This window comes from Nocardiopsis oceani (genome assembly GCF_054777395.1).
Map to the genome: position 1 here is coordinate 21,284 of NZ_BAAHAR010000023.1, position 25,794 is coordinate 47,077.

The 25,794-nt window shown below is 69.7% G+C and carries 22 protein-coding genes; 5 read left to right on the plus strand and 17 right to left on the minus strand.

What is annotated here, in order from left to right; translation table 11 throughout:
• Positions 1–687: a TetR/AcrR family transcriptional regulator gene (locus tag ACYVDG_RS15060; RefSeq protein ID WP_460751787.1), complete on the minus strand. Its 687-nt coding sequence runs from the start codon at positions 685–687 to the stop codon at positions 1–3.
• A gap of 147 nt (positions 688–834) precedes the next feature.
• Here ACYVDG_RS15060 and ACYVDG_RS15065 point away from each other — a divergent pair, with 147 nt between their 5' ends.
• The 3 genes from ACYVDG_RS15065 to ACYVDG_RS15075 all read left to right on the plus strand — a co-directional run bounded on the left by ACYVDG_RS15065 (position 835) and on the right by ACYVDG_RS15075 (position 4,815).
• On the plus strand, positions 835–1,473 hold the full coding sequence (locus tag ACYVDG_RS15065) for an NADPH-dependent FMN reductase (RefSeq protein ID WP_460751790.1): 639 nt from the start codon (positions 835–837) through the stop codon (positions 1,471–1,473).
• Complete coding sequence (locus tag ACYVDG_RS15070) at positions 1,470–3,134, plus strand: MFS transporter (protein ID WP_460751793.1); 1,665 nt, start codon at positions 1,470–1,472, stop codon at positions 3,132–3,134. The genes ACYVDG_RS15065 and ACYVDG_RS15070 overlap by 4 nt, the downstream gene beginning before the upstream one ends.
• A 76-nt stretch (positions 3,135–3,210) precedes the next feature.
• The gene (locus ACYVDG_RS15075; RefSeq protein ID WP_460751796.1) at positions 3,211–4,815 is read left to right on the plus strand and encodes an MFS transporter; all 1,605 of its coding nucleotides are present in this window, start codon (positions 3,211–3,213) and stop codon (positions 4,813–4,815) included.
• A gap of 60 nt (positions 4,816–4,875) precedes the next feature.
• Here ACYVDG_RS15075 and ACYVDG_RS15080 read toward each other — a convergent pair whose 3' ends face one another.
• Complete coding sequence (locus ACYVDG_RS15080) at positions 4,876–5,793, minus strand: FkbM family methyltransferase (protein ID WP_460751800.1); 918 nt, start codon at positions 5,791–5,793, stop codon at positions 4,876–4,878.
• 267 nt (positions 5,794–6,060) lie between these two features.
• On the opposite strand from ACYVDG_RS15080, the gene ACYVDG_RS15085 reads away from it, so the two are divergent.
• A complete protein-coding gene (locus tag ACYVDG_RS15085) occupies positions 6,061–6,633 on the plus strand; it encodes a GNAT family N-acetyltransferase (RefSeq protein WP_460751804.1) in 573 nt (190 codons plus the stop codon).
• Positions 6,634–6,726: 93 nt separating this feature from the next.
• On the opposite strand, the gene ACYVDG_RS15090 is transcribed toward ACYVDG_RS15085, so the two are convergent.
• The 13 genes from ACYVDG_RS15090 to ACYVDG_RS15150 form a co-directional block, all read right to left on the minus strand.
• Complete coding sequence (locus tag ACYVDG_RS15090; protein WP_460751810.1) at positions 6,727–8,991, minus strand: terpene synthase family protein; 2,265 nt, start codon at positions 8,989–8,991, stop codon at positions 6,727–6,729.
• Positions 8,992–9,029: 38 nt separating this feature from the next.
• On the minus strand, positions 9,030–10,034 hold the full coding sequence (locus tag ACYVDG_RS15095; RefSeq protein WP_460751813.1) for a 4-hydroxy-3-methylbut-2-enyl diphosphate reductase: 1,005 nt from the start codon (positions 10,032–10,034) through the stop codon (positions 9,030–9,032).
• Positions 10,035–10,117: 83 nt separating this feature from the next.
• Positions 10,118–11,155 (minus strand): family 2 encapsulin nanocompartment cargo protein polyprenyl transferase, encoded by a 1,038-nt coding sequence (locus ACYVDG_RS15100; protein ID WP_460751816.1) that lies wholly within the window; start codon positions 11,153–11,155, stop codon positions 10,118–10,120.
• 11 nt (positions 11,156–11,166) lie between these two features.
• On the minus strand, positions 11,167–12,570 hold the full coding sequence (locus tag ACYVDG_RS15105) for a family 2B encapsulin nanocompartment shell protein (protein WP_460751821.1): 1,404 nt from the start codon (positions 12,568–12,570) through the stop codon (positions 11,167–11,169).
• 202 nt (positions 12,571–12,772) lie between these two features.
• On the minus strand, positions 12,773–14,182 hold the full coding sequence (locus ACYVDG_RS15110; protein WP_460751825.1) for a family 2B encapsulin nanocompartment shell protein: 1,410 nt from the start codon (positions 14,180–14,182) through the stop codon (positions 12,773–12,775).
• A 1,951-nt stretch (positions 14,183–16,133) separates the two neighbouring features.
• A complete protein-coding gene (locus ACYVDG_RS15115; protein WP_460751830.1) occupies positions 16,134–16,448 on the minus strand; it encodes a hypothetical protein in 315 nt (104 codons plus the stop codon).
• Positions 16,445–17,362 (minus strand): aminotransferase class I/II-fold pyridoxal phosphate-dependent enzyme, encoded by a 918-nt coding sequence (locus ACYVDG_RS15120; protein WP_460751835.1) that lies wholly within the window; start codon positions 17,360–17,362, stop codon positions 16,445–16,447. The genes ACYVDG_RS15115 and ACYVDG_RS15120 overlap by 4 nt, the downstream gene beginning before the upstream one ends.
• 56 nt (positions 17,363–17,418) lie before the next feature.
• Complete coding sequence (locus ACYVDG_RS15125) at positions 17,419–18,144, minus strand: metal-sulfur cluster assembly factor (RefSeq protein ID WP_460751838.1); 726 nt, start codon at positions 18,142–18,144, stop codon at positions 17,419–17,421.
• A complete protein-coding gene (locus ACYVDG_RS15130) occupies positions 18,141–19,193 on the minus strand; it encodes an amidohydrolase family protein (protein WP_460751841.1) in 1,053 nt (350 codons plus the stop codon). Before ACYVDG_RS15130 ends, ACYVDG_RS15125 begins: the two co-directional genes overlap by 4 nt.
• 48 nt (positions 19,194–19,241) lie before the next feature.
• Entirely contained in the window at positions 19,242–20,279 is a 1,038-nt protein-coding gene (locus tag ACYVDG_RS15135) for an NAD(P)-dependent alcohol dehydrogenase (protein WP_460751844.1), read from the minus strand.
• A 160-nt stretch (positions 20,280–20,439) separates the two neighbouring features.
• Complete coding sequence (locus ACYVDG_RS15140; protein ID WP_460751847.1) at positions 20,440–21,417, minus strand: ArsA family ATPase; 978 nt, start codon at positions 21,415–21,417, stop codon at positions 20,440–20,442.
• Positions 21,408–21,689 (minus strand): cory-CC-star protein, encoded by a 282-nt coding sequence (locus ACYVDG_RS15145; protein WP_460751849.1) that lies wholly within the window; start codon positions 21,687–21,689, stop codon positions 21,408–21,410. The genes ACYVDG_RS15140 and ACYVDG_RS15145 overlap by 10 nt, the downstream gene beginning before the upstream one ends.
• Positions 21,690–21,692: 3 nt before the next feature.
• The gene (locus tag ACYVDG_RS15150) at positions 21,693–23,471 is read right to left on the minus strand and encodes a carbon starvation CstA family protein (RefSeq protein ID WP_460751852.1); all 1,779 of its coding nucleotides are present in this window, start codon (positions 23,469–23,471) and stop codon (positions 21,693–21,695) included.
• Positions 23,472–23,619: 148 nt separating this feature from the next.
• Here ACYVDG_RS15150 and ACYVDG_RS15155 point away from each other — a divergent pair, with 148 nt between their 5' ends.
• Entirely contained in the window at positions 23,620–24,426 is an 807-nt protein-coding gene (locus ACYVDG_RS15155; protein WP_460751855.1) for a hypothetical protein, read from the plus strand.
• 160 nt (positions 24,427–24,586) lie between these two features.
• On the opposite strand, the gene ACYVDG_RS15160 is transcribed toward ACYVDG_RS15155, so the two are convergent.
• Both ACYVDG_RS15160 and ACYVDG_RS15165 read right to left on the minus strand, forming a co-directional pair.
• Positions 24,587–24,775, minus strand: coding sequence for a DUF397 domain-containing protein (locus ACYVDG_RS15160; protein ID WP_460751858.1), 189 nt, complete (start codon positions 24,773–24,775; stop codon positions 24,587–24,589).
• Between the two features lie 12 nt (positions 24,776–24,787).
• Positions 24,788–25,645, minus strand: a complete 858-nt coding sequence (locus ACYVDG_RS15165) for a helix-turn-helix domain-containing protein (RefSeq protein WP_460751862.1) — start codon at positions 25,643–25,645, stop codon at positions 24,788–24,790.
• Between the last annotated feature and the right edge of the window lie 149 nt (positions 25,646–25,794).

A 25,794-nucleotide genomic window follows, 5' to 3' on the forward strand; every position in this document is an offset into this window, starting at 1 on the left:
TCACGGCTGGTGCGCGTGGGTGTGGTGCGCACCGGAGGTCTCGGCGTGTTCCTGTTCCAGCGCTGCGCTGTGCGCGAGGAGTGCGGTGTAGTCGACAGCCGCGCCCTGCAGGAGCACGTCGATGGCTTCTTCGGCTTCGGCCTCGTCGAGGTGGCTCGGCCCGAACATCGCTCGGTAGTGCACCAGGGACCCGACGATGTCGAGCAGCAGGTTCCGGTTGATATCGGCGCGGAGGTCGCCTCGGGCGATGGCACGGTCCAGGGTGCGCCCGACGGCGGTGCGGGCGGGCTCGACGATGGTTTCCAGGTAGCGGGCGCGTAGGTCCGGGTCGGGGGCGCATTCGGCGTAGAGCGCGCTCAGGGACTCGGGCCGGATGGTCCGGTAGGCGTCCAGGAAGACGTTGAACCCGTCGCCGATGTCGCACAGGGTGCATCCGGTGTCGGGCGGGGTGGGGACGTCGAGTCGGTGCGCTATGGCGGCCAGCACCAGCGGTGCGCGTCCGGCCCAGCGGCGGTAGATCGCCGGGCGGGACGTGCCTGCCCTCCGGGCGACCGCCTCGAGCGAGACGCCTCCGTAGCCGTCGGTGTCAAGGATCTCCAGCGTGGCCGCGATGACGGATCGGTCGATGTGCTCGCTACGCGGTCGGCCGCTGGAACCCTTCGGCTCTGAGTGGTGCGGGTCTGCCATAGGTCGAACCTATCGGAGGGTTGCGTTGCGCAACGTAACCCTCCGCAGAACCAGTCTCGGACGCGAAGAAGCTTGCCACCCCTGGCCTCATAACGTTACGATCCGGAACGTAATATAAATCGTCCGGAGGAAGCGAAGGTGACGCACATGGAACGGGTCAACAGCGCCGAAGCAGACCCGGCCGACATCCCTGAGTTCCCCACGCGGGACAGCCGCTCCGTGCGGGTCCTGTTGCTCACCGGCAGCACCCGCCAGGACCGTTTCGGTCCGGTTCCCTCGGCATGGGCGGCGGAGCGGGCTCGGATGCGCGACGACATCGAGCTGGACGTGGCCGACCTGGCCGAGATGGACCTGCCCGCGGTGCTGATGGGCAACGACGAGCACGCACCGCTCCCCGACAAGGTCGCCCCGCTCGGGCGGCGGATCAGTGCAGCGGACGCGGTCGTGGTCGTCACCCCCGTGTACAACCGCGGATACCCGGCCTCACTGAAGACGGCGATCGACTGGTTCCACGACGAGTGGGCGGCCACGCCGGTCGGCTTCGTCTCCTATGGGGGCCGCAGCGGCGGGATAGAGGCAGTCGAGCAGCTGCGCACCGTGTTCGTGGAGCTGAACACGATGACCATCCGCAACGTCCTGAGCTTCCCGAACTTCTGGGAGTGCTTCGACCGCAACGGCGCGGCCACCGACCCCAAGCCCCTGATGGCGGCGGCCGACGACTTCTACGACCAGCTGGTCTGGTGGGCCCGCGCCCTGCGCGCGGCACGGGCGCGGGACAGGTCATGACGGGCGACGACCAGACCCGAGACGGCGCCTCGGGCGCACCCGCACCGCACCCACCCGCCCGGGACCGCGCCACCAAGAAGGAATGGGCCGGGCTCGTCCTGCTGGTGCTGCCGATGCTCGCGGTCGCCAGCGACCTGACGGTCCTGTTCCTGGCCCTTCCCACGCTCAGCGCGGACCTCGACCCCACCGCGTCGCAGGGGCTGTGGATCGTGCACGTCTACGGTTTCCTCATCGCCGGGTTCCTGGTCACCATGGGACGCCTCGGCGACCGGATCGGGCCCCGGCGGCTGCTGTTGATCGGCGCCGTCGCCTTCGCCGCGCTGTCGGCCGTGGCGGCGTTCTCGGCCAACGCGACGATGCTCGTCATCGCCAGAGCCCTGCTGGGCGTCGCCGGGGCCACGCTGATGCCCTCGCTGTTCTCGCTGCTGCGCACCATGTTCCGTGATGACACGCAGCGCCGGATGGCGATCGCCATCATGTTCAGCGCCTTCTCCGCCGGCGGTGCGATCGGCCCGCTCCTGGGCGGAGCACTGCTGGAGTTCTTCTGGTGGGGCTCGGTGTTCCTGGTCAACGTGCCGCCCATGGTGCTACTCGCCCTCCTCGGCACCGGGCTGCTGCCCGAACGGGCCGAGCGCAACCGGGCCCGGCTCGGCCTGACCAGCGTCGCCCTCTCCGTGGCCGGGATGCTGGCCGTGGTCTACGGGCTCCAGGAGCTCGCCGCCGGGCAGGAGACCGGTACCGGTTCCGTAGGACCCAACCTGGCCGTCGCCGCTGCCGGTGTCCTGCTGCTGGTGATCTTCGCGCGGCGCCAGCACCGGCTGAACGACCCGCTCTTCGACCTCGCACTGCTGACCAACCGGCGGATCGCCGCCTCGCTGGCCTCGCTGCTGCTGGTCGGCACCGGGATGGTCGGCATGTTCTACCTGTTCACCCAGTACCTGCAATGGGTGGCCGGACTCTCCCCGCTGCAGGCCGGCCTGTGGACCGTGCCCTACATCGTGGCCAACATCGCCGGAGCCATGGTCGCACCGGCTCTCGCCGGCCGACTGCGCCCGGCCGTGGTGGTCGCTCTCGCGCTCGGCGTCACCGTGCTCGGCGCCCTGCTGCTCATGTCGGTCACCGGTCCCAGCGCAGCGCTGCCGCTGCTGCTGGCCGCCGTCTCGGTGTGCGGGCTCGGACAGGGCGCGGCGATGGCGCTGGTCAGTGACCTGATCATCACCAGCGTCCCGACCGAGCAGACCGGGTCCGCGGCCGCGGCTCAGGAAGTGGGCGGAGAACTCGGCACCGCACTCGGTGTGGCAGCCGGGGGTGCCGTCGGGATGGTCGTCTACCGCGCGTCCCTGGCCGACGCTATGCCGTCCACTGTGCCGACGGACGCCGCGGACGCCGCGCTGTCCAGCATCCACGAGGCCGTCACCCTCGCGGACGCCCTGGGCGGCGGAGGAGCAGCCCTCATCGACGCCGTGCACGAGGCCGTCGCCCTGGGGCTGCGGACCTTCGCCGGGGTCGGCGCGGTCCTGATCGGTGCCGCCACACTTCTCGTCACCGTCGTCCTCGTCCTTCGGGACCGCCCGCAGAAGCGGGAAGCCGAACACCCGGCCCTGCCGGGCCACCAACCAACTTACGGAGACCCCGTGAGCGGAACCGACCGCGCCCCCTGACGCACACCGGGCCACCGTTGGGCCCCGCCCCTCGAAGCTCCGGCCCCTCGAAGCACCGACGATCAGGAGCAGCACCTTGTACACCGCAGCAGATACCGGCCCCAAGGCCGGCGTTCGGGAATGGATCGGGCTGGCGGTCCTCGCCCTGCCCGTATTCATCCTGGCCCTGGACATGACAGCGCTGCACCTGGCCCTGCCCCACCTGGCGGCGGACCTGAACCCGACCAGCACCCAGCAGCTGTGGATCCTCGACATCTACGGCTTCCTCATCGCCGGATTCCTCATCACCATGGGCGGCCTCGGCGACCGTATCGGCCGCCGACGGCTGCTGATGATCGGCGGCGTCGCCTTCGCCGTGGCCTCCGTGCTCGCGGCCTACTCGACCACGCCCGAGATGCTCATCGCGACGCGCGCGCTCCTGGGCATGGCCGGCGCCACCCTGATGCCCTCGACCCTGTCGCTGATCCGCAACCTGTTCCTCGATGCCCGGCAGCGCGCCATCGCGATCGCCGTGTGGACCTCCTGCTTCATGGGCGGAACCGCCATCGGCCCACTGATCGGCGGAGCGCTGCTGGAATGGTTCTGGTGGGGGTCGGTCTTCCTCATGGCGCTCCCCGCGATGCTGCTGCTCCTCGTCGTCGGCCCGTTCGTGCTGCCCGAGTACAAGGCACCCGCCCCCGGACGCTTCGACCTGGTCAGCGTCTTGCTATCGCTGCTGGCCATCCTGCCGTTCGTCTTCTCCTTCAAGGAGGCCGCCAAGGACGGCTGGGGACTTCTCCCCGTGGCCGCGCTCGCCATCGGGCTGGCCTTCGGCTGGATGTTCGTCCGGCGCCAGCGCACCCTCCAGAGCCCGCTCGTGGACCTCAAGCTGTTCCGTTCCCGAGCCTTCAGCGTGGGGCTCAGCGTGCTGCTCATCGGAGCGCTCGTGCAAGGGGCCTTCATTCTGCTGATCGCCCAGTACCTGCAGATCGCCCAGGGGCAGTCGCCGCTCCAGGCCGGCCTGTGGATGCTTCCCCACGCCACCGCCGGCGTGGTCTCGCTGATGGTCACCCCGGTGCTCGCGGCGCGGCTGGGGTCGGCCCGCACCTTGGCCGCGGGGCTCGTGCTCTGCGCCGCGGGTTACCTGCTGTTCGCCCAGATCCAAGCGGACTCCGGGCTGCTCTTCGGAGTGTCGGCCGGCGTCCTGGTCATGCTCGGTAGCGGACCTCTGATGGTCCTGGTGACCACCCTGGTCATCTCCGCCGCACCCAAGGTGAAGAGCGGCACCGCCGCCTCCCTCTCCGAGACCTGCTCGGAGATGGGACTGGCGCTCGGCGTGGCCACCCTCGGCGCGGTCGGCACGGCGATGTACCGGAGCTCCGTCTCCGGCGCAATCCCCGACGACGTCCCCCAGGGGGCCGCCGACACGGCGCGCGACAGCTTCCCCGGCGCCGCCTCTGCCGTGGAGGGGCTTCCCGCCGGGACTGCCGATGCGCTGATGGACTCCGCCCGCGAGGCGTTCGCCGCCGGCGTCACCGTGGTCGGCTACGTCAGCGCGCTGATCGCGCTCGTACTCGCCGTTCTCACGCTCCTCTACCTCAAGAACGGCCCCGCCACGGGCGCGGGGGACGAGGGGGTAGAGGCAGACGAGGAGAACAGGCAGGACGGGTCCGCCGCACGGGAGGAGTGCCCTTCGGACTAGTGCCGGAGGAGTATGCCCCGGCGCCGCCACGCCGGCTGGTTACCGGAATCGGCGCCGCGCTCAGGTCCGGGCGGCCGACGTCTCTGTCGGTCGGCAGGTATCCAGGGCGCGGCGCCACGCACGGGTGTCCGCCCACAACGCGTCGGAGGGCGGCTCGGGGGCGAAAAGCCACATGCGCTGATCACCCGTGGAGAGCCGACCGTCGATCACGCCGCGCGCGGGCGAGGGCACCTCGTCCCCGAGCTGGTGCCAGCTGTAGTCGAGCGGCCGCAGCAGCTCCATGAGGCGTTCCTCGACACCGCGGCCCGGTAGAACCTCGCAGAGGACCCAGGGGCGGTACTCGCGCAGGGCCTCGCGGCCCCCGGCGAGGACGTCGGGTTCGGTGGTCTCGGTATCGATCTTGACCACGGCCGGGACGGTGCCGGTGCGCTCGCACCAGCGGGACAGCGTGTCCACACGCACCTCGATCCGACCGGCCTCGGGTCGGAACCCCGGCGCCAGGGAGTTCGAGGCGTCCGAGGTGGAGGAGAGGGTGAAGGACGCCGTCCCGGCCCGGTCGCCCAGCGCGCGCTCCACCACCTCGACCGGGAGTCCGTTGGCCGCGGCCAGTTCCCGCGCGGTGGCCGCGATGTCCGGGGTGGGTTCGAAGGCCCGCACAGGACGCGTGCCGCGCGCGGCCGCGAGCAGGCTGTACACGCCCACGTTCGCGCCCACGTCCAGGACCGCGCCCGGGCCGGCGTGCTCCAGAGCTGCGAGGAAGCAGGCCAGGGTCTCGGGTTCGAACCCGGCGAGCCCCTCCCGTTCGAGTTTGCGCGGCAGCCAGAGCCCGCTCGGTGCGGCGAGGGTCAGCGCCGTCGGCCCGGTGCCAGTATCGCCTTCGCGCAGGGGTAGCGCCAGCTCGAAGCGCCGTGCCGTCGGCAGCCGGGACGGCTTGATCCCGCCAAGGCGCCGCGGGAGTCCGCCGCGGACGCTCCGCACCGTTCTCCTCAGCACCGGGTGTCGTCTGACAAAGCCGCGGATCCGGTTGGCAACCACAGGAACTCCCGAAGTCTGGGGGCCTCGACTGCGGGGGATGTGCGCGGTGCCGCGCGAGCACCGCGGGCCCCACTATGCCCCCGCGTTCCCGTGGCGGGCACGGGTGGCGCCGAGGATTCCGACAGCGCTCACCGAGGCGTCATCCCCCGTCCACCCGCCACTCCCCCAGAGCTTGGCCGGCCTCCCCCGCTGGGATGGCATCGTGGTGGGATGACCATCGACATACGCCCGGCCTCGGTCTTCGAGGACGTCCGCACCCTGGTGGGTCCCAAGTCACCCGGCGCCAACGTGTGCTGGTGCCTGAGCTACCGGATCCCCTCCACACTCAACAACGAGCTCCGCGGTCCCGACCGCGGCGAGTACGTGGCCGGGCTGTGCCGCGGAGAGACCGCTCCGGGGGTCCTCGCCTACGACGGCGACGAACCCGTCGGCTGGGCCGCTGTGGCACCGCGCTCGAATACGTCCTTCGCTCGGAGCCGTAAGATCCCGCACCTCGACGACCTGCCGGTCTGGGCTCTGTGGTGCATCCGTGTCCGGCCCGGTCACCGCAAGCAAGGGATCTCGCACGCCCTGATCGCCGGTGCGGTCGAATTCGCCAGGTCCCACGGCGCACCGGCGGTCGAGGCCTACCCCTTGGACAACGGTGACGCCAAGGTGGACTTGACCATGGCCTACCCCGGGCTCCGGAGGAACTTCGAGCGCGCGGGGTTCGTCCACGCCGCAGACACGACGTCGGTTCTTACCGGTCACCCCCGCGTTCTGATGCGGGCGGACCTGCGCTGACCGCCCGCGGCTTGCACGGGGATGGAACACAGTCCGGTGGCACACGGCGAAACGAGCGGCAGGACCACTTGGGGCAGGCCCATCTCGGCCTGTTCACGTGGCACCCACCGGGACGCCGCCGGGCCTAAGGCGGGCCGCGGAGGTGCCCAGGCCCGTGGGGGACCACGCGAAGTCCAGGGGCACCCCCTCGCCCAACTGCTGGGGGGACCGCAGGCGGCGCTGCTCCTCCTCGGTGTAGCGGACGCACTTGCGGTGCCACTCCAGGATCCCCGACATCCACTCCTTGATGCCCTCGGTGTCACGGGTGATCGCCCGCCGGTGCGCCTCTTCGAGGTCGAAGTCCTGGAACAGTCCCGGCAGGTCGTTGGCGAGGATGTGCTCGAACTGCTCCATGCGCGCCCGCATGAGGTCGGCCACGACGTCCCGTGCCCGGTAGCGGTCCAGACCGAGGAAGTTCTCCACAACGAGGACGAGGTTGTGCACCTCCCCCTCGAACTCCACCTCCTTCTGGTACGAGAAGAGGTCGTTGAGGAAGCACGCGTAGTCCTGCGCCGCGGTCTCCAGCTCGCGCATGGTCCGCGTCCGGAAGACCTCCTCCGGCACGTCCGCGGAGTGCGTCAGCTTGGCGAGGCTCCTCGTCATGTCCGACCCGAAGGTCCTGCGGCGCATCTCCATGTAGTCGACCGGGTCGGGCACCCGGTGGTGTACCTGGTTCTCCATCTCCCACAACCAGCTCGAGGTCATGTCCTCCACCGCCTTGCGGAACACCGCCCGGGAGGGCTCGGCCATGGGTCCCGCGGTGCGCCGCCACAGGTCCGCTAGGCCGCGTTCCAGCGGGTTGGTGGGCTCCGGGGTGTCACCGGCGTCCAGCGGCATGAAGTCCGAGAACCGGTCGTTGCAGAGCTTGGCCGCCGCGAGGTTGCGGGTGCTGCCGAACACCGCGGGGAAGTAGTCGTCGCCGTAGGTGCCCCACGCCAGCCAGTCAGAGGACAGGCACAGCTGCTCGTAGCCCGCGTCGGCGTGGATCATGGCGGCGCAGTGGGCGAGGTCCAGGCCGATGAACTGGCGCTCGTTCCACACCCCGCCGGCCTCCACACCGGGAACGGAGTCGAAGAAGCCCACGCTGCGCGCCCAGTCCACCGCGTAGCTCCGGGCCGCGTCGATGTACCGGTTGGTGCGGATGGGGAACGGCATGTAGAGATCCGGCAGCTCCAGCTGGCCCACCCTGTGCAGCACCGGCTGGGAGTGCTGGCGGTACCGGCGCCGCACACCGGGTGTCAGCGAGGAGAACGCCGGGCGGGCGGCGCAGGTGCCGAGGCCGGTGGGGCCGCCGAGCTCTCCGGCCGGGCGGGTGGCGGCGCCCTCGTTCATGTACCGGTTGGAACGCGCGTGCCACTCGTGCCCGCCCGCCTGCCAGTCCTGGAGGCCCTTGACGTAGGCGGCCACCCCGGACTGCTCGTGCGGGGCCGCGCCGCTCTCGGTGAGCAGGGCCGGGACCTCGCCCAGTGCCGTGTCCTCGAACTGCACCAGCCGGGAGGTCAGCAGGTCGTTGACGAGCTCGGCCGCTTCCTGTGTGGGACGGTCGAAGAACCGCTCGAAGACGAGCACCGCGTTGGAGTTCTCGCCCTCCTCCCGGACCTCGCGCTGGTAGGAGAAGAGGTCGTTGCGCAGGTGCACCGCGTCGGAGAACGTGTCGGACAGCACCCGCAGGGGGCGCGCCTCCGCGATGCCCTCGGGGAGCTCGGCGCCCACGGCGACCTCGACGAGGTTGGCCGACCACGGAGCCCCGCCGACCCTGCGCCGCATCTGGATGTACTCGATGGGGTTGGCGACGCGGTCGCGCTCGATGTTGTCGAGCTCCCACATGGACTCCACCATGAGGTTGTGCGTGCTGCGGGTGAAGCGCCGCCGCCAGTCGGCGGACATGGACGGCACCGTGCGCCGCCACAGGTCGGCCAGCCCCGCCTCGGCGGGGTTGCCGGGTTCCCTCGGCCGCTCCCCGTTCTCGGTCATGAACGACTCGAGGTCGTCGAGGAAGACCTGTGCCCCGGCGAAGTCGCGGGAGTACTTGAACTGCTCGAGGAAGTAGTCGTCGAAGAAGAACACCCAGACGTACCAGTCGGTGATCAGGTCCAGGGTGGGTCCGTCGCAGTCCGGGTGGGTGTAGGCGCACATCAGCGCGTAGTCCATGCCGGCCAGGGTGGCCTCGTCCCAGACGGGGCCGCCGTCGGGTTTGGAGCTGTCGAGCATGCCCATCCGCCGGGCCCATTCCATGCTGTGCTCGCGGGTGCGCTCCAGATGGGGGTTGAGCCTGGCCGGGTGCGGCAGGTAGAAGTCGGGCAGGTCGAACGCTTGCATCGCGCCTACTCTCGTCGGGGTTGGAACGGGTGCTGGGGTCAGGCGGTCCGGACCTGGGGCGGCAGCGTGAAGCTCACCGTCTCGCGGGCGGTCTCCCGCTCGGACACGGCCACCGGCCCCAGCTCGGACAGCGCCGCGATGACGCCCTCCACCAGGTGGGGCGGGGCCGAGGCACCCGCCGTGAGCCCGATCGTCGCCACCCCGTCGAGCCACTCGGGGCGGATGCGGCTGACGTCCTCGATGAGGCGGGCCGGTGTTCCGCCGCGCTCGGCGAGCTCCACCAGGCGCAGTGAGTTCGAGGAATTGGCCGAACCCACGACGAGGACGAGGTCGGCTTCCTCCGCGATCTCCTTCAGTGCGGTCTGGCGGTTGCTGGTGGCGTAGCAGATGTCGTCGGAGCCGGGCCCGCGCAGGGCGGGGAAGCGGGCGCGCAGGGCCTCGACCACTTCGGCGGTCTCGTCCACCGCCAGCGTGGTCTGCGTGAGGTAGGAGACCCGCTCGGGGTCCTCGACTTGCAGCCGTGCGACGTCCTCGGGCGTCTCGACCAGCACGGTGCTGTCCGGTGCTTCGCCCAGCGTCCCCTCGACCTCTTCGTGTCCCGCGTGGCCCACCAGCACGACGGTGTCGCCGCGCCCCGCGAACCGGCGGGCCTCGACGTGCACTTTGGTGACCAGGGGGCAGGTCGCGTCGATCACGTCCAGCCCGCGGCGGTCCGCCTCGGCGCGGACCTGCGGGGAGACACCGTGCGCGGAGAACACCGTCGTGGCTCCGCCGGGGACGGCGTCGAGCTCGTCCACGAACACCGCGCCCCGGTCTTCGAGCTCGGCCACCACGTGCACGTTGTGCACGATCTGTTTGCGGACGTAGACGGGGGCTCCCCGCTGTTCCAGCGCCCGCTCCACGATCTCGATGGCGCGCTCCACCCCGGCGCAGAACGAGCGCGGCGCGGCGAGCAGGACGGTCCGGGGACGTGGCACGGTGCCGGGTTCCGGCGGGGCGGTCGTGTGCGCGGTGTGCTCATCGTGGGGTTCGGTGGTGGACATCGTCTCCTCAACCTCTCGCTTCCTCGCTGTCGTGGTGCGGTGCGCCCGGACCGCGAGCCGCCGGGCCCCACACGCACCCGGCGTCAGTGATCGCGTTGGACGGCGAACCGGGCCAGGCGGCCGAGTTCCGCGGCGGGTCGCGGAACCAGATCCGCGGAAGCGAGCTCGCGCAGCGCCCGTTCGAGCAGGTCCTCGGCCTGGTGCTGGCTCCACCCCCTGCCGCCGGCCGCGTCGACCAGCTCCGCGGCCCGGCCGAGCTCGGCCTCCGAAAGCGTCCGGTCGCCGGAGTAGAGCGCCGCCAGCTCCCGTCCCGCGGCCGTGTCCGACCTCAGGGCGGCCACCACCGGCAGCGACTTCTTCCGGCTGCGCAGGTCCGAGTGGGTCGGCTTGCCGGTGGCCTCGGGGCTCCCCCAGATCCCGAGGAGGTCGTCGACGTGCTGGAATGCGGCCCCGAAGGACAGCCCGAAACGGCGCAGCTGCTCCGCTCTGCCGATGTCTCCGCCGAACGCCGCCCCGAGTGCGCAGGCGCACCCGAGCAGCGCACCGGTCTTGTTCTCTGCCATCCGGACGCACTCAGCCAGTTCGACATCCTCACGGGTCTCGAAGTCGAGGTCGGCCCACTGCCCGTGGATCAGGTCCTGCACGGCGGTTCCGAGCCTCCGCGCGCCGTCGTGGGCGGCGGTGTGGCGGCTGGCCGCGAGCACGTCCAAGGCCAGGGTGAGCAGGGCGTCCCCCGCGAGGATCGTGGGGTTGGTCCCGAACACGGTCCAAGCAGTGGCGCGGTGGCGCCGTTCGGTGTCGCCGTCCATGATGTCGTCGTGCAGGAGGGAGAAGTTGTGCACCAGCTCCACGGCCACCGCCGCCGACAGCCCTGACTCGGGCGTCCCGCCCACCGCCTCCGCGGAGAGCAGGGCCAGCGTGGGCCGGATCGCTTTGCCGGAGGCGGCCGTGTCCGGGACGCCGTTCCCGTCGCACCAGCCGAAGTGGTAGGCGGCGATGCGCTGTATGGCGGGCGGCAGGGTACCGACCGCGGCGCGCAGGGCCGGGTCGACCAGTTCGCGGCCGTGTGCCAGGACCTCACCCGGCTGACGCCCCTCCGCGGTTTCCTCGATGATGGCCATGTGCTTACTCCTCAGCGCGAAATGTCGACGTTCTCGAGGACCCCGAGCGCGTCGGGCACCAGGACGGCGGCGGAGTAGTAGGTGCTGACGAGGTAGGAGATGACCGCCTGCTCGCCGATACCCATGAACCGGATGTTCAGTCCCGGCTCGTACTCGTCGGGGATGCCGGTCTGGTGCAGGCCGACCACGCCCTGCGCCTCCTGGCCGGTGCGCATGGCCAGGATGGACGTGGTGCGGGAACCGGTGACGGGGATCTTGTCGCAGGGCAGGACGGGTACTCCGCGCCAAGCCGCCATCCGGGCCCCCTCGACTTCGGTGGACTCCGGGTGGAGGCCGCGGCGGCTGCACTCCCGCCCGAACGCGGCGATGGCGCGCGGATGCGCCAGGAAGAACCGCGTCTTCCGCCGGCGTGAGAGCAGTTCGTCGAGGTCGTCGGGGGTGGGTGGACCGGTGCGGGTGTGGATGCGCTGTTGCAGCGCGGCGTTGTGCAGCAGGCCGAAGTCGCGGTTGTTGACCATCTCGTACTCCTGGCGCTCGCGCAGCGCCTCGATGGTCAGCCGGAGCTGCTGCTCCACCTGGTTCATCGGCTCGTTGTACAGATCGGCCACCCGGGAGTGCGCCCGCAGCACCGTCTGGGCCACACTCAGCTCGTACTCCCGAGGCTCGCGCTCGTAGTCCACGAACGTCCCCGGCAGCGCCGGCTCGCCGGCGTGCCCCGCCGACATCCCGATATCCGCCTCGCCGCACTTGTTCCGGGGTCCGCGGTCGGTGAGCTGGTCCCGGATGTGCGCGCGCAGGGACTCCGACTCGCGGACCGCGCGCTCGGCCTCGTCCCTCCGCAGTGCCATCACGATGCACGGGGTGGTGGCCTTGACGGTGAAATCCCAGGTGTCAGGGTCCTGCCCGAGCACTTCCGCGCCGAAGAAGGCGCCGTCCGCCAGGACATCGAGGACCACCGGCTCGTCGTACTTGCCCTGTCCGACCTTCTTCACCTTGCCGTGGGCCAGGACGTACACCCCGTCCACGGGCTGACCGGCCTCCACGACGACCTCGCCCGGCTGGAACTCGCGCTGCTCGAACCGGTCGGCCAACGCCTCCAACACCGCGTCGTCACCGAACCCCCGCAGAGCCGGAAACTCCCGCAACTCCCCCGGCACCACACTCACCTCAGCACCGGTATTCACACACGTCACACGGCCATCGCCCACCGTGTACACCAGGCGACGGTTCACCCGGAACACCCCGCCACGCGCCTCCACCCACGGCAGCATCCGCAACAGCCACCGCGACGTCACCCCCTGCATCTGCGGGGACGACTTCGTCGTCGTCGCCAAATTCCGCGCCGCCGACGTCCCCAGACTCGACTGCCCGGGTGTGCGCTGTCGGTTTCCGTCGTCCGTTTCCGCCACTGTCAAAACAAGAGCCACCAATCCTGCTCGGTGCTGTCGGTCTGGAACTGCCCGCCCGGCACCGGCGGCCCCGTGCGGGCCGCCATGGGGGTGGCGGCCCTTCGACGGCTGTTTGGGGGCTCGGCCCGCTCGGGGCTGAGGCCGCTCGGGACTGGGGCCGCTCGGGGGGTGGGGCGAGAGGAGGCCTAGGGCCTAGGGGCCCAGGGCCTTAGTCCTCCCTGCCGAGTTCGACGTCCTCCAGGACACCCAGGGCGTCGGGCACCAGGGGGGCCGCGGAGTAGTAGGTACTGACGAGGTAGGAGATGATGGCCTGCTCGTTGATACCCATGAAGCGCACGGAGAGCCCCGGCTGGTACTCGTCGGGGATGCCGGTCTGGTGCAGGCCGACCACGCCCCGGTTCTGCTCTCCGGTCCTCATGATGAGGATCGAGCTGGTGCGTGCGCTGGTGACCGGGATCTTGTTGCAGGGCAGGAGGGGCACGCCCCGCCAGGCCGGGACCTTGTGGCCGGACATGTCGATGCTCTGCGGGTAGAGGCCGCGGCGGCTGCACTCCCGCCCGAACGCGGCGATGGTACGCGGGTGCGCCAGCATGAAGGCCGGCTCCTTCCACACCGTGGCGAGGAGCTCGTCGAGGTCGTCGGGGGTGGGCGGACCGGTGCGGGGCTGGATCCGCTGTTCGAGGGCGGTGTTGTGCAGTAGGCCGAAGTCGCGGTTGTTGACCATCTCGTACTCCTGGCGCTCGCGCAGCGCCTCGATGGTCAGCCGGAGCTGCTGCTCCACCTGGTTCATCGGCTCGTTGTACAGATCGGCCACCCGGGAGTGCACGCGCAGCACCGTCTGGGCCACACTCAGCTCGTACTCCCGAGGCTCGCGCTCGTAGTCCACGAACGTCCCCGGCAGCGCCGGCTCGCCGGCGTGCCCCGCCGACATCCCGATATCCGCTTCACCGTGGTCGTTCCGGGCGCCGCGGTCGGTGAGCTCCTCCTGGATGTGCGCGCGCAGGGACTCCGATCGGTCGATCAGCTCGGCCATCGCCCGCTGGGGCAGCGTGAGCACCGTGCACCGGGTGACGGCTTTGGCGGTGAACTCCCAGGCGCCCTCGGAGCCGGTGAGGACTTCATCGCCGAAATGGCTGCCGCCGGCCAGGACGTCCAGGACGATGGCGTCTCCGTACTTGCCCCGCCCGACCCTGTTCACCTTGCCGTGGGCCAGGACGTACACCCCGTCCACGGGCTGACCGGCCTCCACGACGACCTCGCCCGGCTGGAACTCGCGCTGCTCGAACCGGTCGGCCAACGCCTCCAACACCGCGTCGTCACCGAACCCCCGCAGAGCCGGAAACTCCCGCAACTCCCCCGGCACCACACTCACCTCAGCACCGGTATTCACACACGTCACACGGCCATCGCCCACCGTGTACACCAGGCGACGGTTCACCCGGAACACCCCGCCACGCGCCTCCACCCACGGCAGCATCCGCAACAGCCACCGCGACGTCACCCCCTGCATCTGCGGGGACGACTTCGTCGTCGTCGCCAAATTCCGCGCCGCCGACGTCCCCAGACTCAGCTGCTGATCGCCCCCCGGCGCGGGGTTCGACTCAACCGTCTCCGTCACAGAAAACACCACCGTTTCCGAACGCAATCAAGAAATCCGGCACGGCACCCGTGGAATGCATTCCATGGGCGCCGAATGCCACCTCCCCAAAGAGACCACACGCCCGGGGTGCGCACAATAGAAATGGAAATCATTCAACAGAGGCAGAAAATGAGATATTCGTTCAGACGTACCCGCAGCCCAGCCCGGTATAACCGGGGCAGGGCGAGCGCGTACAGCGCATACCGGACACGCCTTCGACGAACGCGGCAAATCCCCCCGATGCCACCGAAAAAATCGGACGGTTCACCCGCTTATGGGGGTGATGTCGCGATCGCGAGAATCCCACGCATGTTCCCTGACGGCCACGGGATTTCCCTTACGGACCAGCCAGAAGATCCGCGGTGCCTTGTCTGCAAAACGGACCGCTCATTGAACGAGCGCAGCCCGAACGAACGCAGCCCAGCGGTACCGGCGCCCTGGGCCAACAACGTTGTCTTAGGGCCTGCTGACACAGGGTGATGGGATCCCCTGCCCTTGGGGTGTGTACCTGGAGTGTGCTCCTGTCCGCGCGGGCTTGGGGTTCAGCGCGGGCTTGGGGTTCAGCGTGGGGCCCGTGGACGGCGGCCCGTGGACGGCGGCCCGTGGACGGCGGCCCGTGGACGGCGGCCCGTGGACGGCGGCCCGTGGACGGCGGCCCGTGGACGGCGGCCCGTGGACGGCGGTTTGCTGTTGGGTGCAGGTAGTTTCCCCGTTTCCTGCCTCTTGATGGTGGCCGTCTCCGCTGCGCGCCTCAAGGTCGTCGCCGTCGAAGCGCTGGCGCGCTATCGAAGGGCGCTCCACCTTGACCCGCTTCGCTGCGACGGCGGGTCGGCGGCAGTCAGGAAACGGGGACGTGTGGTCGGGGCCGCCAAGGGGGCCCTTCGGGCCCCGGGCCTGCGGCCCGAAGGGCCGGGCTTCGCCCGGTCCGGCCGTGGCCGGCCGGATGCCTGCCCGTCCGCCTGGCTTGATCGGCCAGCGCGTCGCAATCCAGTGACCAGCAAGCGACGAAGGACCCGAACAGGCCGGGCGCATGGCGAAGCGCGTCCCACCGGGCTTTCGGTCAGGGGTGGGCCCCCTTTTCGAAGTTGATCTTGCCCCTGTCTCCACCCTCGACTGCCGAGGGTGGAACTGGGGGCAAGGTCATCGGGAATGAACCGGTTTCGGACGCAGCGGACACCAGTACTGGGCCGGTTTCGGACACCGGGGTCGCCCGGGGCGCCCGCTACCCCCGCTGGGAGGCACCCGGGGCGGTGAAACCCCCGCTCAGCAGCACGCGGAGCCAGTGAACCCCCTCTCAGAAGCACACTCGGCGCCCAACATGCTTCCAGCACGGGGGTTCGATGCTCTGGAACCCACCACTGACCGGTCCACCGGCACCACCCCCCACCCAACCGGGTCCCCACCCCGGCCCCCCGCCGAGCCGCAAGCCCGGTGGGACGCGCCCGGCCACCCGCCCAGCCTGATCGGGCCCTTCGTCGCCCACCCGCCACTGGATTGCGACGCGCCTGCCGACACAACCAGGCGGACGGGCAGGAACCCGGCCGACCACGGCCGGGGCAGTTCCCGGCCGAAGGCCGGGGCCGCGCAGACCTCAACCACCCGGCCCCCTTTCGCGATAGCCGCCAACCTGCCGTCGTAGCGAAGCGGGTCAAGGTGGAGCGCCAATGACGCGCGAAGCGCTCGATGGCGACGACCTTGAGGCGCGCAGCGGAGACGGCCACAATCGGGCGGCGGGAAAGGAGGGAACCCCAGCCCAAAGAGGACACCAGCACCCCCAACCAGGGACAACCAGGGACAACCAGGGACAAACACCGACACAACCCCGACCCCCAGGGCAACCACCAACGCCCAAAGACAACAGTGTTGGCGTCCGGGGCGGCCCGTTCAACGTCCGGGGCACCCGTTCAGCGGCGCGCAGGCGGTCTCCTGTTCAGCGGCGCGCGCGGGCTGTCTCCTGCTCAGCGGCGCGGCCCATCCGGGTGACGGCTTCGGTGAGCACCGCCTGCGAGGTGGCGAAGTTGACGCGGACGTGCCCTGCTCCCCCGCTGCCGAAGGTGTGACCGGAGCTGAGCGCAACCCGGGCCCGGTCGAGGAACATGCGCGCGGGCCCCGCGAGTTCGGTGACCACTCCCGGCCCGTCAGCCGACGCGGCGGAGTCCGGGTCCAGGGCCCGGCAGTCGAGCCAGGCGAGGTAGGTGCCTTCGGGGCGCAGGTGGCCGACCTGGGGCAGGTGCTCGTCGATCAAGCGCGTAAGCAGTGTCCGGTTGGCGTCCAGGCCCCGGAGTAGAGCGTCCAACCACTCCTGGGAGTCGCGGAAGGCCGCTGTGTGGGCGATGATCCCGAGATGGCTGGGCCGTGGCCGACCTCTTCGGGCATCCGGGCCAGGTCCGCGGCGGCCTCGGGGCCGCTCACGGCCAGCGCGGCCTTGAGCCCCGCCAGGTTCCAGGCCTTCGAGGCGGATGTCAGCGAGAACGCGTCCTCGGATCCGGCGACGGTCAGGTAGGGGGTGAATGCGGCGCCGGCGAGCACCAGCGGGGCGTGGATCTCGTCGGAGACCACCCGCACGCCGTACCGTCCCGCCAGCTCGGCGACGGACCGCAGTTCTGCCCGGGTGTGCACGGCGCCCGTGGGGTTGTGCGGGTTGCTGAGCAGGTACACCGCCCGAGGGCTTGCGGCGCGCGCCCGGCCGAAGGCCCTGTCGAGGTCTTCGAGGTCGACGCGTCCGTCCGCCGTGAGCGGCGACTCGACGATCTGGCGGTCGGCGTGGGTGGCGAACGCGTAGAACGGCGGATAGACCGGGGCGTTGACGATCACCGGGTCCCCTGGCTCAGCGACCAGCCGGAGCACCTCGACGATGCCCATCATGACGTCGGGCACGATCCTGGTGTGCTCGGTCGGGAAGTCGGCCCAACCCCACCGGCGTTCGGCGAAGCCGGCGACGGCGCGCGCGTACTCGTCCCCGGCCGGATAGCCGGTGTCGCCGATGTCGACGGCACGGCGCAGGGCGCCGGCGATCGGGGCGGCCAACGGCACGTCCATTTCGGCCACCCACAGCGGGAGCACGTCCTCGCCGTAGGCGCGCCACTTCATGCTGGTGCGCTGGCGCAGTTCGTTGAGTGACAGGGCTTCGAGCGGGTTCGCTGCGGCGGCTGCGTTCACGCGGGTCCCCTCACCTGACGACGGCCCACGATGATGCCACGGGAAACGCCGTCGGGTCAGCCCGGTGAACTCCGCCCCTCCTCCCCGTAGCGGGTGCGCAGCAGGCCGCGGCACCAGCCCGCGTTGCCCTCGATGCTGATGCGGGTGGTCCGGGCCAGACGCAGCCTGATCGGAAGCTCCTCTTCGGTGAGCGCGGCGCCAGACTCGTCGACCAGCAGCGGGGCCGTGACACCCGAGGGCAGGCCGAGGTCCGCACGGCGGCGGCGCAGCCGCCCCAGGTCGGACGCGGGCACCCGGTCGCCCAGGTCCCCCAGGCGCAGACTCAGGAGCTCCGCGTGGTCGGCACCGCCCGCCAGGAGTGTGCTGGCGACCAGTTCCTGGCCGGCCTCGTGGGCCTTGCGCCGGAAGGTCCGGCGCAGCTCCTCGAGCTCGCCCTCGGCCAGCTCCGGGAAGGACGCGTCGAAGCCGTGGCCCGCGGCGACACCCGCGTTGATCTCCTCGGACGCGAAATGGTCGAGCAACCGCACCCGGACCCCCGCGACGCCCGGCAGGGCTCGCAGGGCGTCGTCGGCGTCGGCGACCATGAGGAACGCGAAGTTGGGTGCGCAGAAGTAGGTCGGCAGCCGCAGGTCGACGGTGACCGTCCCGTCCTCGTCCACCCCGGTATCGCACACGAACCCCAGGTCGGTGACGGGTTCGTCCAGTTCCGGATCGCGTACCGTGTCCAAAGCGCGCCGCACCGCGGCGGCCGACACCGGGGGCCGCGCGCGTGTGCGTGTCATCCTGACACCGCCTCCTCGTTCTTGGTGGCGGCCACCACCGGTGAGGTGTCGCGCTGTTCCGGCACGGACAGACCGAGCCCGGACGGCACCTCGATGCCGTAGAGGCGGGCCAGGTTGAGCCCGAGGATCTTGCGCTTGACGTCCGCCGTGAGCTCCCCGTACTCGCCCTGCATGTCCTCGGGGATCTGGAAGTCCGCGAACGCCTCGACCAGCCACTTCGGCGTCCAGATCGCGTAGTCGCTGGCGAAGGTGACGCGGTTCTCGTCCAGCCAGTAGAGGAGTTCCCCGATGATCTGGGCGAAGTAGCGCGGCCGCGTGTGGATGAAGGGCATCGCCACCGCCAGCCCGCCGTACACGTTGGGCTCCTGGGTGGCGATCCAGCAGAAGTCCTCCAGCCTCGGCAGTCCGACGTGCTCGACGATGAAGTTGAGGTCGGGGAAGGCCGTGGCAACGTCGTCGACGTCGGCCACGTCGAAGGCGTCCCGGTTGAGCGGGTAGATGGTGGGGCCCTTGTGCACGTGGATGTTGCGGATGCCCAGTTCCCGGCACTTCTCCAGGTAGCGGTAGGACCAGGGGTCGGACAGCTTCCAGCCCTTGGACTCGCCCTTCCACTCGGCGGTGTAGAGCTTGACTCCCTTGAGCTGCCACCGTTCGGCCAGCCGCTCCAGCTCGGCCAGGCCCGGCTCCCCGTCGCGCGGATCGAACGAACCGTTGACGATGAACTTGTCCGGGTGCTTCTCGGCCAGCACCCCGTCTTGCTCAGTCGTGTTGAAGCCGTTGACGAAGAAGTCGGTGAGGTAGGTGGGCTGGAAGACGGCCTTGTCCACATAGCCGACCTCGAACAGGTCGTGCAGTATGTCCTCTTCGCTCTGGCGCTGGAAGTGCTCCAGGTCCCACACCTCGCTCTCGGGGCTGAGGTTGCGGTGGTAGTCGTAGAAGCAGTTGATGAAGCCCTCGCCGTAGCGGTTGGCCTGGTTCTCGGGCCTGCCGTCCCAGAAGTGGATGTGCCCGTCGACGATGAAGTAGCGTTCCCCGTCCTTCTCGTACATCTCGTTCCCCCCGCGGTTGTGCGGGCCCGCAGGCCCGCCCCGAACACCTCAGCGTTTGACGGGCTCGAGGATGGCGCGCCCGCCCGGTATGCGTCCCTCGTCCAGGTCGGTGAGGGCCTCGATGGCCGCGTCCAGGGGATAGGTCTCCGTCCGCAGACGGACGCTCCCCTTCGCGGCGAGGACCATCAGCTCCACCAGGTCGGTGTAGGAGCCGACGAGGTTGCCGATGACGTTGATCTCCCTGGAGATGATGTCGATGGTGGGGATGTCGACCACCCCGCCGTAGCCGATGGAGAAGTAGCTTCCGGCGTTCCGGGTCATCGCCAACCCCTCGCTCTCGGTGCCGCCCTCACCGACGAAGTCGAGGACCACCTCGGCGCCCCGGCCGCCGGTGGCGTCCAGGACGGTCTGCACCTGCGTGCCGTCGGCGGCCACAGTGTGGTGGGCGCCCAGGTCTCCGGCGAGCCGCAGCGCCTCGGGCGAGCGGTCCACGACGACCGTCTCGGCTGCCGTCATGGCCAGGAGCGACTGCAGGCCGATGTGGCCGAGTCCGCCGGCACCGATGAGGACCGCGTACGAGCCCGGTGGCAGCATTGGGACCGCCTTGCGTACGGCGTGGTAGGCGGTGAGTCCGGCGTCGGCCAGCGCGGCGACCTCGGCGGGTGCGAGCCCGGGGTCGAGCTTGACGCAGGCACGGGCGTTGGTGAGCAGGTATTCGGCCATGCCGCCGTCGGCGTTGATGCCGGGGAACGAGGAGTCCTCGCAGTGCACGTCGTCGCCGGACCGGCAGGCCAGGCACAGGCCGCAGGTGACCAGCGGGTGCAGGATCACCTTGTCCCCGGGGCTGACGTTGGTCACCGCGGCGCCGGTCTCCAGCACGGTTCCCGCGTTCTCGTGGCCGATGACGTACGGCAGCTCGACGCCGCTCTTCTCGGCCCACTGCCCCTCGACGATGTGGAGATCGGTGCGGCACACTCCGCCGGCGTTCACCTCGACCAGCACGTCCAGCGGTCCGGTGACCTTCGGGTCGGGCACCTCGTCGATGGACGGCCGCTGGTTGTACTCGTGGACCCGTACGGCACGCATGTCTCTCCCCCGAAGGCTGATGTGAACTGCGTCACTCCATGAGAACACGTGCCGACGCGCTTGGAAAGCGACCGCATGCGGCACGCACGGCGGCGCCTCCAGGGCCTCCGGCCGGGCCCGGTAAAAGCCCTGGTCCGGCGAGCCGGTGCGGGCGCCAGGATCAGCCGATGCGGGCGGCTAGGGCGCGCAGGGCGTCGGGTCCGATGGGTTCGTCGTCCACCAGGTCGAGTTCGACGGTGCCGTAGGGGGCGAAGCGCTCCCGGACAGTCTTCAGCATCTCGGGGTCGGCCTCCGGGGGGACCTGGTTGACCACCACCGTGCCCAAGCGGAAGCCGGTCCTGGCGAGCTGGGCCGCGGCGCGGTCGGTCTCGGCCAGGACCATCCGGCGCGGCACCAGGACGAGCCTGACCTCGGCATCCTCGCGCAGTCGCTCGGCCGCGCGTTCGAGCTTGCGGCGGCGGGCGTGCAGTTTGTCCAGGAGGGGGTCGTCCGGGGCACCGTCGGTTTCGCCCCCGGCCACTCCCACGGCGAACCGGTCGGCGTCGACGGCGCGTTCGCGTTGGCGGACCAGTCCCTGGACCCACGGGGTGAGCAGTTCGGGCAGGTCGAGCAGACGGAGGAGGTGGCCGGTCGGGGCGCTGTCGACCACCAGCCGGTCCCACTGGCCGGGTACCTCCGCCATAGCGTCCATGAGCAGGTCGGCCAGGGCCGACTCCGCCATACCGGGGCCGGCCGCGGCGTGGTCCAGGTGCCGGGTCACGGCGGGCAGGATCTCCTGGGGCAGGGCGGTACTGGCGTCATCGGCGATCTGCCGGACACGGCGGCGCAGAGCAGCGTCCGCGTCGGGCTCGCGGGCCCACAGATGGTCGGTCACGCGGACCGGGCGGTCGCCGAGGGGCAGGGCGAGCACGTCACCGAGGGAATGTGCGGGGTCGGTGGACACGAGCAGGGTGCGCAGTCCCTCGTCAGCGAGGCGGATGGCGTGCGCAGCGGCCATGGTGGTCTTTCCGACCCCGCCCTTGCCGCCGAAGAACACGATGGGGGCGTCCTTGGCGGGTCGGCCCTGCTCGGCGCCGCTCCGGTGCCCGTCCCGGTGCTTGGCGCGCTCCCCGCGCCGCCTGCCGAACCTCAACAGCACACTCCCGGCCCACCGAAGTCGTCGCGCCCCATCCTCTGGTGCCATTCGTGCAGGTCAAAAACCATGTAGGGGATCAGGTCGAGGGTCTCATAGGACACGGGCCCCTCCACTCCCAGCGTCTCCAGGAGGAGAAGGGCCCGCAGTGTGTCCTCCTGGGTGCGTGCCTCCCGGCGGATCTCCTGCCGCCACTTGGCGGTGAAGACCTCGTCGTGGAAGGCCTCCAGACGCTTCCACGCGTCATGCGCGCGGGAGAGCGCACCCAGCAGGTTCACGTTCTACTTCTCCTTCGGGTCGGAGCTGTCGGTGGCGGCCTCATCGGCTTCGGCGCCTTCACCCTCCGTGTCGGCGGTTGCGGCTTCACCTCGGGAGCCCCAGGCCTTGCGGAGCGCGAGGGTGGCCTCCACGATCAGCCAGATCGCCAGGACGAAGATGACGAAGTCCAGCGGGGCCAGCAGGAACTGGTCGACCAGGGAGTCCGACTGCACGAACTCGATGAGGTTGACGATGAGAGCCCAGGACGTCATGACCAGCAGGAAGACCAGCGGGACGAGGACAGCGACCGGGTTGCGCCCGCGCTTGGTCACCCACACCGCGACCACCGCGAGCGCCAGCCCGGCGGTGAGCTGGTTGGTGGTACCGAACAGCTGCCACAGGGTACCGAAGGCGAAGTCGCCCGGGACCAGCGCCAGGGCAAGTGGGACGGCGGTAGCGATCACGGTGGCCATCGTGAGGTTGCGGGCCAGCGGGCGGAACCCAACGATCGTGGCGATCTCCTGGACGATGTAGCGCTGGAGGCGCACACCGGTGTCCATGGTGGTAGCGGCGAAGCTGACCACGACCACCACCGCGAAGACGACGCCGACCTGCAAGGGGACACCGATGTTGGCGGCGAACTGGCCGACACCCTCGACGAAGTTGCCGGTCGCCCCGGCAGAGGCGGAACCGAAGTCGCTGTAGATGCCGTTCCACTCGACCAGTGGAGAGGCGGAGGCGGCCACGACACCGGCGGTGCAGGCGAGGATGGAGCAGACCGCGAGGGTGCCCTCACCCGCTGCACCCAGATAACCGACCATCCGGGCGTCGGTCTCCTTGTCGAGCTGCTTCGCCGTGGTCCCCGAGGACACGAGACTGTGGAAACCGGAGATCGCACCACAGGCGATGGTGACGAACAGCAGCGGGAACCAGGGCGGGGAGTCCGCCGGGATGTCGGTGTTGATCGCCGGGGCGACGATGGTGTCCCAGCCGACGATCACGCCGAGGAAGATGACCACGAAGGCCAGCATCATCTGGTGCAGGTTGATGTAGTCGCGCGGCTGCAGCAGCATCCACACTGGGAGGCGGGAGGCGATGAACGCGTATACGAACAGCAGGACGATCCAGATGATGTCCGGGGTCGTCCCCAGTGCCTCAGCGAATCCGGTGAGGTCGATCGGGTACATCACACCGAGCGGAATGCACACGTAGACCAGGGCCAGCGCGATGACCGACGGCACCAGGGCGGCGGTCCGGCGCCGGTAGACGACCTGGCCGACCGCGATGGCCAACGGGATCGCCACCAGGATCGGTAGCACGGCCTCGGCGTAGTCCACGAAGAGGTTGGCGATGACGATGGCGAACACCGCGTTGACCATGGTCAGCAGGAAGAAGATGATCACCAGGAACAGCGTCCGGGCACGCTTGCTGATGACCTCCCCTGCCAGGGTGCCGATGCTCCGCGCCTTGTGGCGGACCGACACCACCAGGGCACCGAAGTCGTGCACGCCAGCCGCGAAGACCGTTCCTAGGAGGACCCAGGCGAGGGCGGGCCCCCAGCCCCAGAACACCGCGACGGCGGGACCGACGATGGGGGCTGCCCCCGCCACGGAGATGAAGTGGTGGCTGAAGACGATGTGCCGATTGGTCGGAACGAAATCGACGCCGTCCTTGTAGGTGTGCGCGGGGGTGACGAACCCCGGCTCAAGCGCGTACACCTTCTCTGCCAAGTATCGCGAATAGTAACGGTAGCCAAGGGCAAACACCGCCACCGACGCGAGTAGGACTAGGGCTGCGGGCATGGCCGAGGCCTACCTTTCACGCTCCGGGTCCGAGCCGACACGGCGACCCCATCCGTACTCGTCACCCAGGAGGTCGCAGCCGATTCGGAGGATGGGTTAAAGTCATCAGAAATTAACACGCGTCATTCCTCACTTATAAGGCCTGACCTTGACTGACCTGATCACGGTTTGGCAGCGATCCACTGTCGCCGAACTCAGCTGGACCACCCCTTCCGGGCCTTCGGGCATTCCCGTGGTTCCGCTCGTGTGGCGCGACACTCCGTGCGTCGCCCTCCCCTACTCCATGGCCGACACCGCCCTCTCCCTCCGCGGCCTGCGGGTGGCCTTCAGCGCGACAGCCGAGGACGCGGGCGGCCGGGCGGCGGTCACCGGGTCGGGCCCCGTGGACGTGGTGGAGGACCTCGAGGGGACCGAGTTCGTGGAGCACCTGGTGGAGCAGGAGGCCATCAAGCACCCGCCCACGCGGCTGCGCGCGGACAGCCTGATCGCCCGAAGGGAGAACTGGTGGTGGGTGCCCCGGGTGCTCGTGTCCCTGACCTCGGTGGAGGAGGAACGCGAACTCCACCCGCGTACGCGCGCCACGGACGCCCTGCTGGTCCGCGACCGTTCTGGGCGCCCGGTGGTCGACGTGGTCACCGCCGAGGACTGGTCGGACCGTTCGGCGGAGAGCATCGGCCTGTGGTCCCGCGGCGGCGGACTGCTGGAAGGCGCAGAGGAGGCGGTGTTCGCCTTCTCCCACCAGTACAGCCCCGACTTCGAACGGTGGGAGCGCTGGTTCCGGTCGGGCCGCCTCACGGGTGAGTCCCTGATCGTGAACGACGTCGAGGGCGCACCGGTCGGCGAGGCCCCCTCCGGGCCGCTGTCGCCCTACGGGCTGCTCGAACGCTTCTCCAACCACCGTTCCGTGGCCCGCGCCTGCCGCGCGGGCATCGCAGCCGCGGAGTCCCGCGGCTAGACGGGGGCTCCCCCTTGGTCATGGACACCTGCAGCCAGAAGTACAGCGGAGAAGCCTACTTCCCGACCGGACAGCGCCCGGGTACAGTGGTGCTTGGATGAATGCAGAGGGTCCCGACCGCGGTAAATCCAGCGGTCGGGGCCCTCATCCGTTGTACGACCTACCTATTGATGCGCGCGCTGTGGAGCAGCGCTGCCCACTCCTGGGAGTTGAAGGACAGGTGTCCGGCCTCCCGGTTTTGCGTGTCGCGTACCGCCGACCCTCCATCGAAGTCGGCGACCTCGACACAGTCCCTGGTAGTGCTGCTGTAGGTGGACTTACGGAATTTCAGGTCAGTGGATGAACGCATGGTCGTGACTTCCTACTCGGTGAGCATCTTCTTCATCAAGCGGAGGGAGTCCGCTTGGGACTGCGCGGTCACCTGAAGGTGATCAAACACGAGCCGGTACTCGTTGACCTCAGGCCGCTCCTCCAGGAACAACCCGTCGGTGCGGGACTCCAGGAACACGAGCGGCGCATCCAACTCGTCCTGGAAATCAAGCAGGACGAACGGTCCTGAGATCCCGGGGTGCAGCCCGGCGGTGAAGGGCAACACCTGGACCGTGATCTGGTTGTCCGTGTCCTCGGCGAAGTCAACGAGACGGGTGATCTGTCGGTGGGCTACCCCGCCCTCACTGGGCAGCCGATGCAGCACGGACTCGTCGATAATGGCCCATACGGTTGGCGGCTGCTCCCCGTCAAGTACTTCTTGCCGTGCCATTCGCGCTTCGACGATGCGCTCCACCTCGGCAGCTGGGCGCGCTAGTGCAGCACGGGCGCTCGCCGCAGCGTACTCCTCAGTCTGGAGCAGGCCGGGGACGACGACGGGTTGCCAGGTCGACACTACAGATGCCTCGGACTCGAACCCGACCAGCGATCCGGATTCAAACGCGTCTTTGTATTGCTTCGTCCACCAGCCGCGTTCCCTGGACTGGCGGGCGAGATTGAGGGTCGCCTCTCGTGCGGTCGGCTCGTTGACCTCGTAGTAGTCGAGGAGCTGGCGAATGTTGCCCAAGTCAGGGCGCAGCCACTTGTTGCCCTCCATGTGCGCAAGCCGACCACGCGACCATTCCAGGTCGGCGGTGACCACATCCAGGGTCTTGCCGTGTTGGTGGCGGAGTTGGCGGAGCACAGCAGACAGACGGCGCCTGCGGACAGTCGGGCTGATTCGCCTGGTCATGAAGCCTCTCCCTGGGGTAGACGTGCCGATCGTATGGCAGAACTTCTCAATCGGTCATCTTTCGGAATCTTGGTATCGGATTCCTGTGATCCTCTTGCAAATATTAGATTCCGAAGTTCATCATAGAAGGGCATTCATTCAAGCCGCTC

Bases quoted from the DNA above. Each gene is read 5' to 3' on its own strand.
- ACYVDG_RS15165 (WP_460751862.1), bottom strand. From the start codon at position 25,645: ATGACCAGGCGAATCAGCCCGACTGTCCGCAGGCGCCGTCTGTCTGCT.
- ACYVDG_RS15130 (WP_460751841.1), bottom strand. From the start codon at position 19,193: ATGTACGAGAAGGACGGGGAACGCTACTTCATCGTCGACGGGCACATC.
- ACYVDG_RS15150 (WP_460751852.1), bottom strand. From the start codon at position 23,471: ATGCCCGCAGCCCTAGTCCTACTCGCGTCGGTGGCGGTGTTTGCCCTT.
- ACYVDG_RS15125 (WP_460751838.1), bottom strand. From the start codon at position 18,144: ATGACACGCACACGCGCGCGGCCCCCGGTGTCGGCCGCCGCGGTGCGG.
- ACYVDG_RS15160 (WP_460751858.1), bottom strand. From the start codon at position 24,775: ATGCGTTCATCCACTGACCTGAAATTCCGTAAGTCCACCTACAGCAGC.
- ACYVDG_RS15090 (WP_460751810.1), bottom strand. From the start codon at position 8,991: ATGCAAGCGTTCGACCTGCCCGACTTCTACCTGCCGCACCCGGCCAGG.
- ACYVDG_RS15100 (WP_460751816.1), bottom strand. From the start codon at position 11,155: ATGGCCATCATCGAGGAAACCGCGGAGGGGCGTCAGCCGGGTGAGGTC.
- ACYVDG_RS15060 (WP_460751787.1), bottom strand. From the start codon at position 687: ATGGCAGACCCGCACCACTCAGAGCCGAAGGGTTCCAGCGGCCGACCG.
- ACYVDG_RS15095 (WP_460751813.1), bottom strand. From the start codon at position 10,034: ATGTCCACCACCGAACCCCACGATGAGCACACCGCGCACACGACCGCC.
- ACYVDG_RS15085 (WP_460751804.1), top strand. From the start codon at position 6,061: ATGACCATCGACATACGCCCGGCCTCGGTCTTCGAGGACGTCCGCACC.
- ACYVDG_RS15065 (WP_460751790.1), top strand. From the start codon at position 835: ATGGAACGGGTCAACAGCGCCGAAGCAGACCCGGCCGACATCCCTGAG.
- ACYVDG_RS15070 (WP_460751793.1), top strand. From the start codon at position 1,470: ATGACGGGCGACGACCAGACCCGAGACGGCGCCTCGGGCGCACCCGCA.
- ACYVDG_RS15135 (WP_460751844.1), bottom strand. From the start codon at position 20,279: ATGCGTGCCGTACGGGTCCACGAGTACAACCAGCGGCCGTCCATCGAC.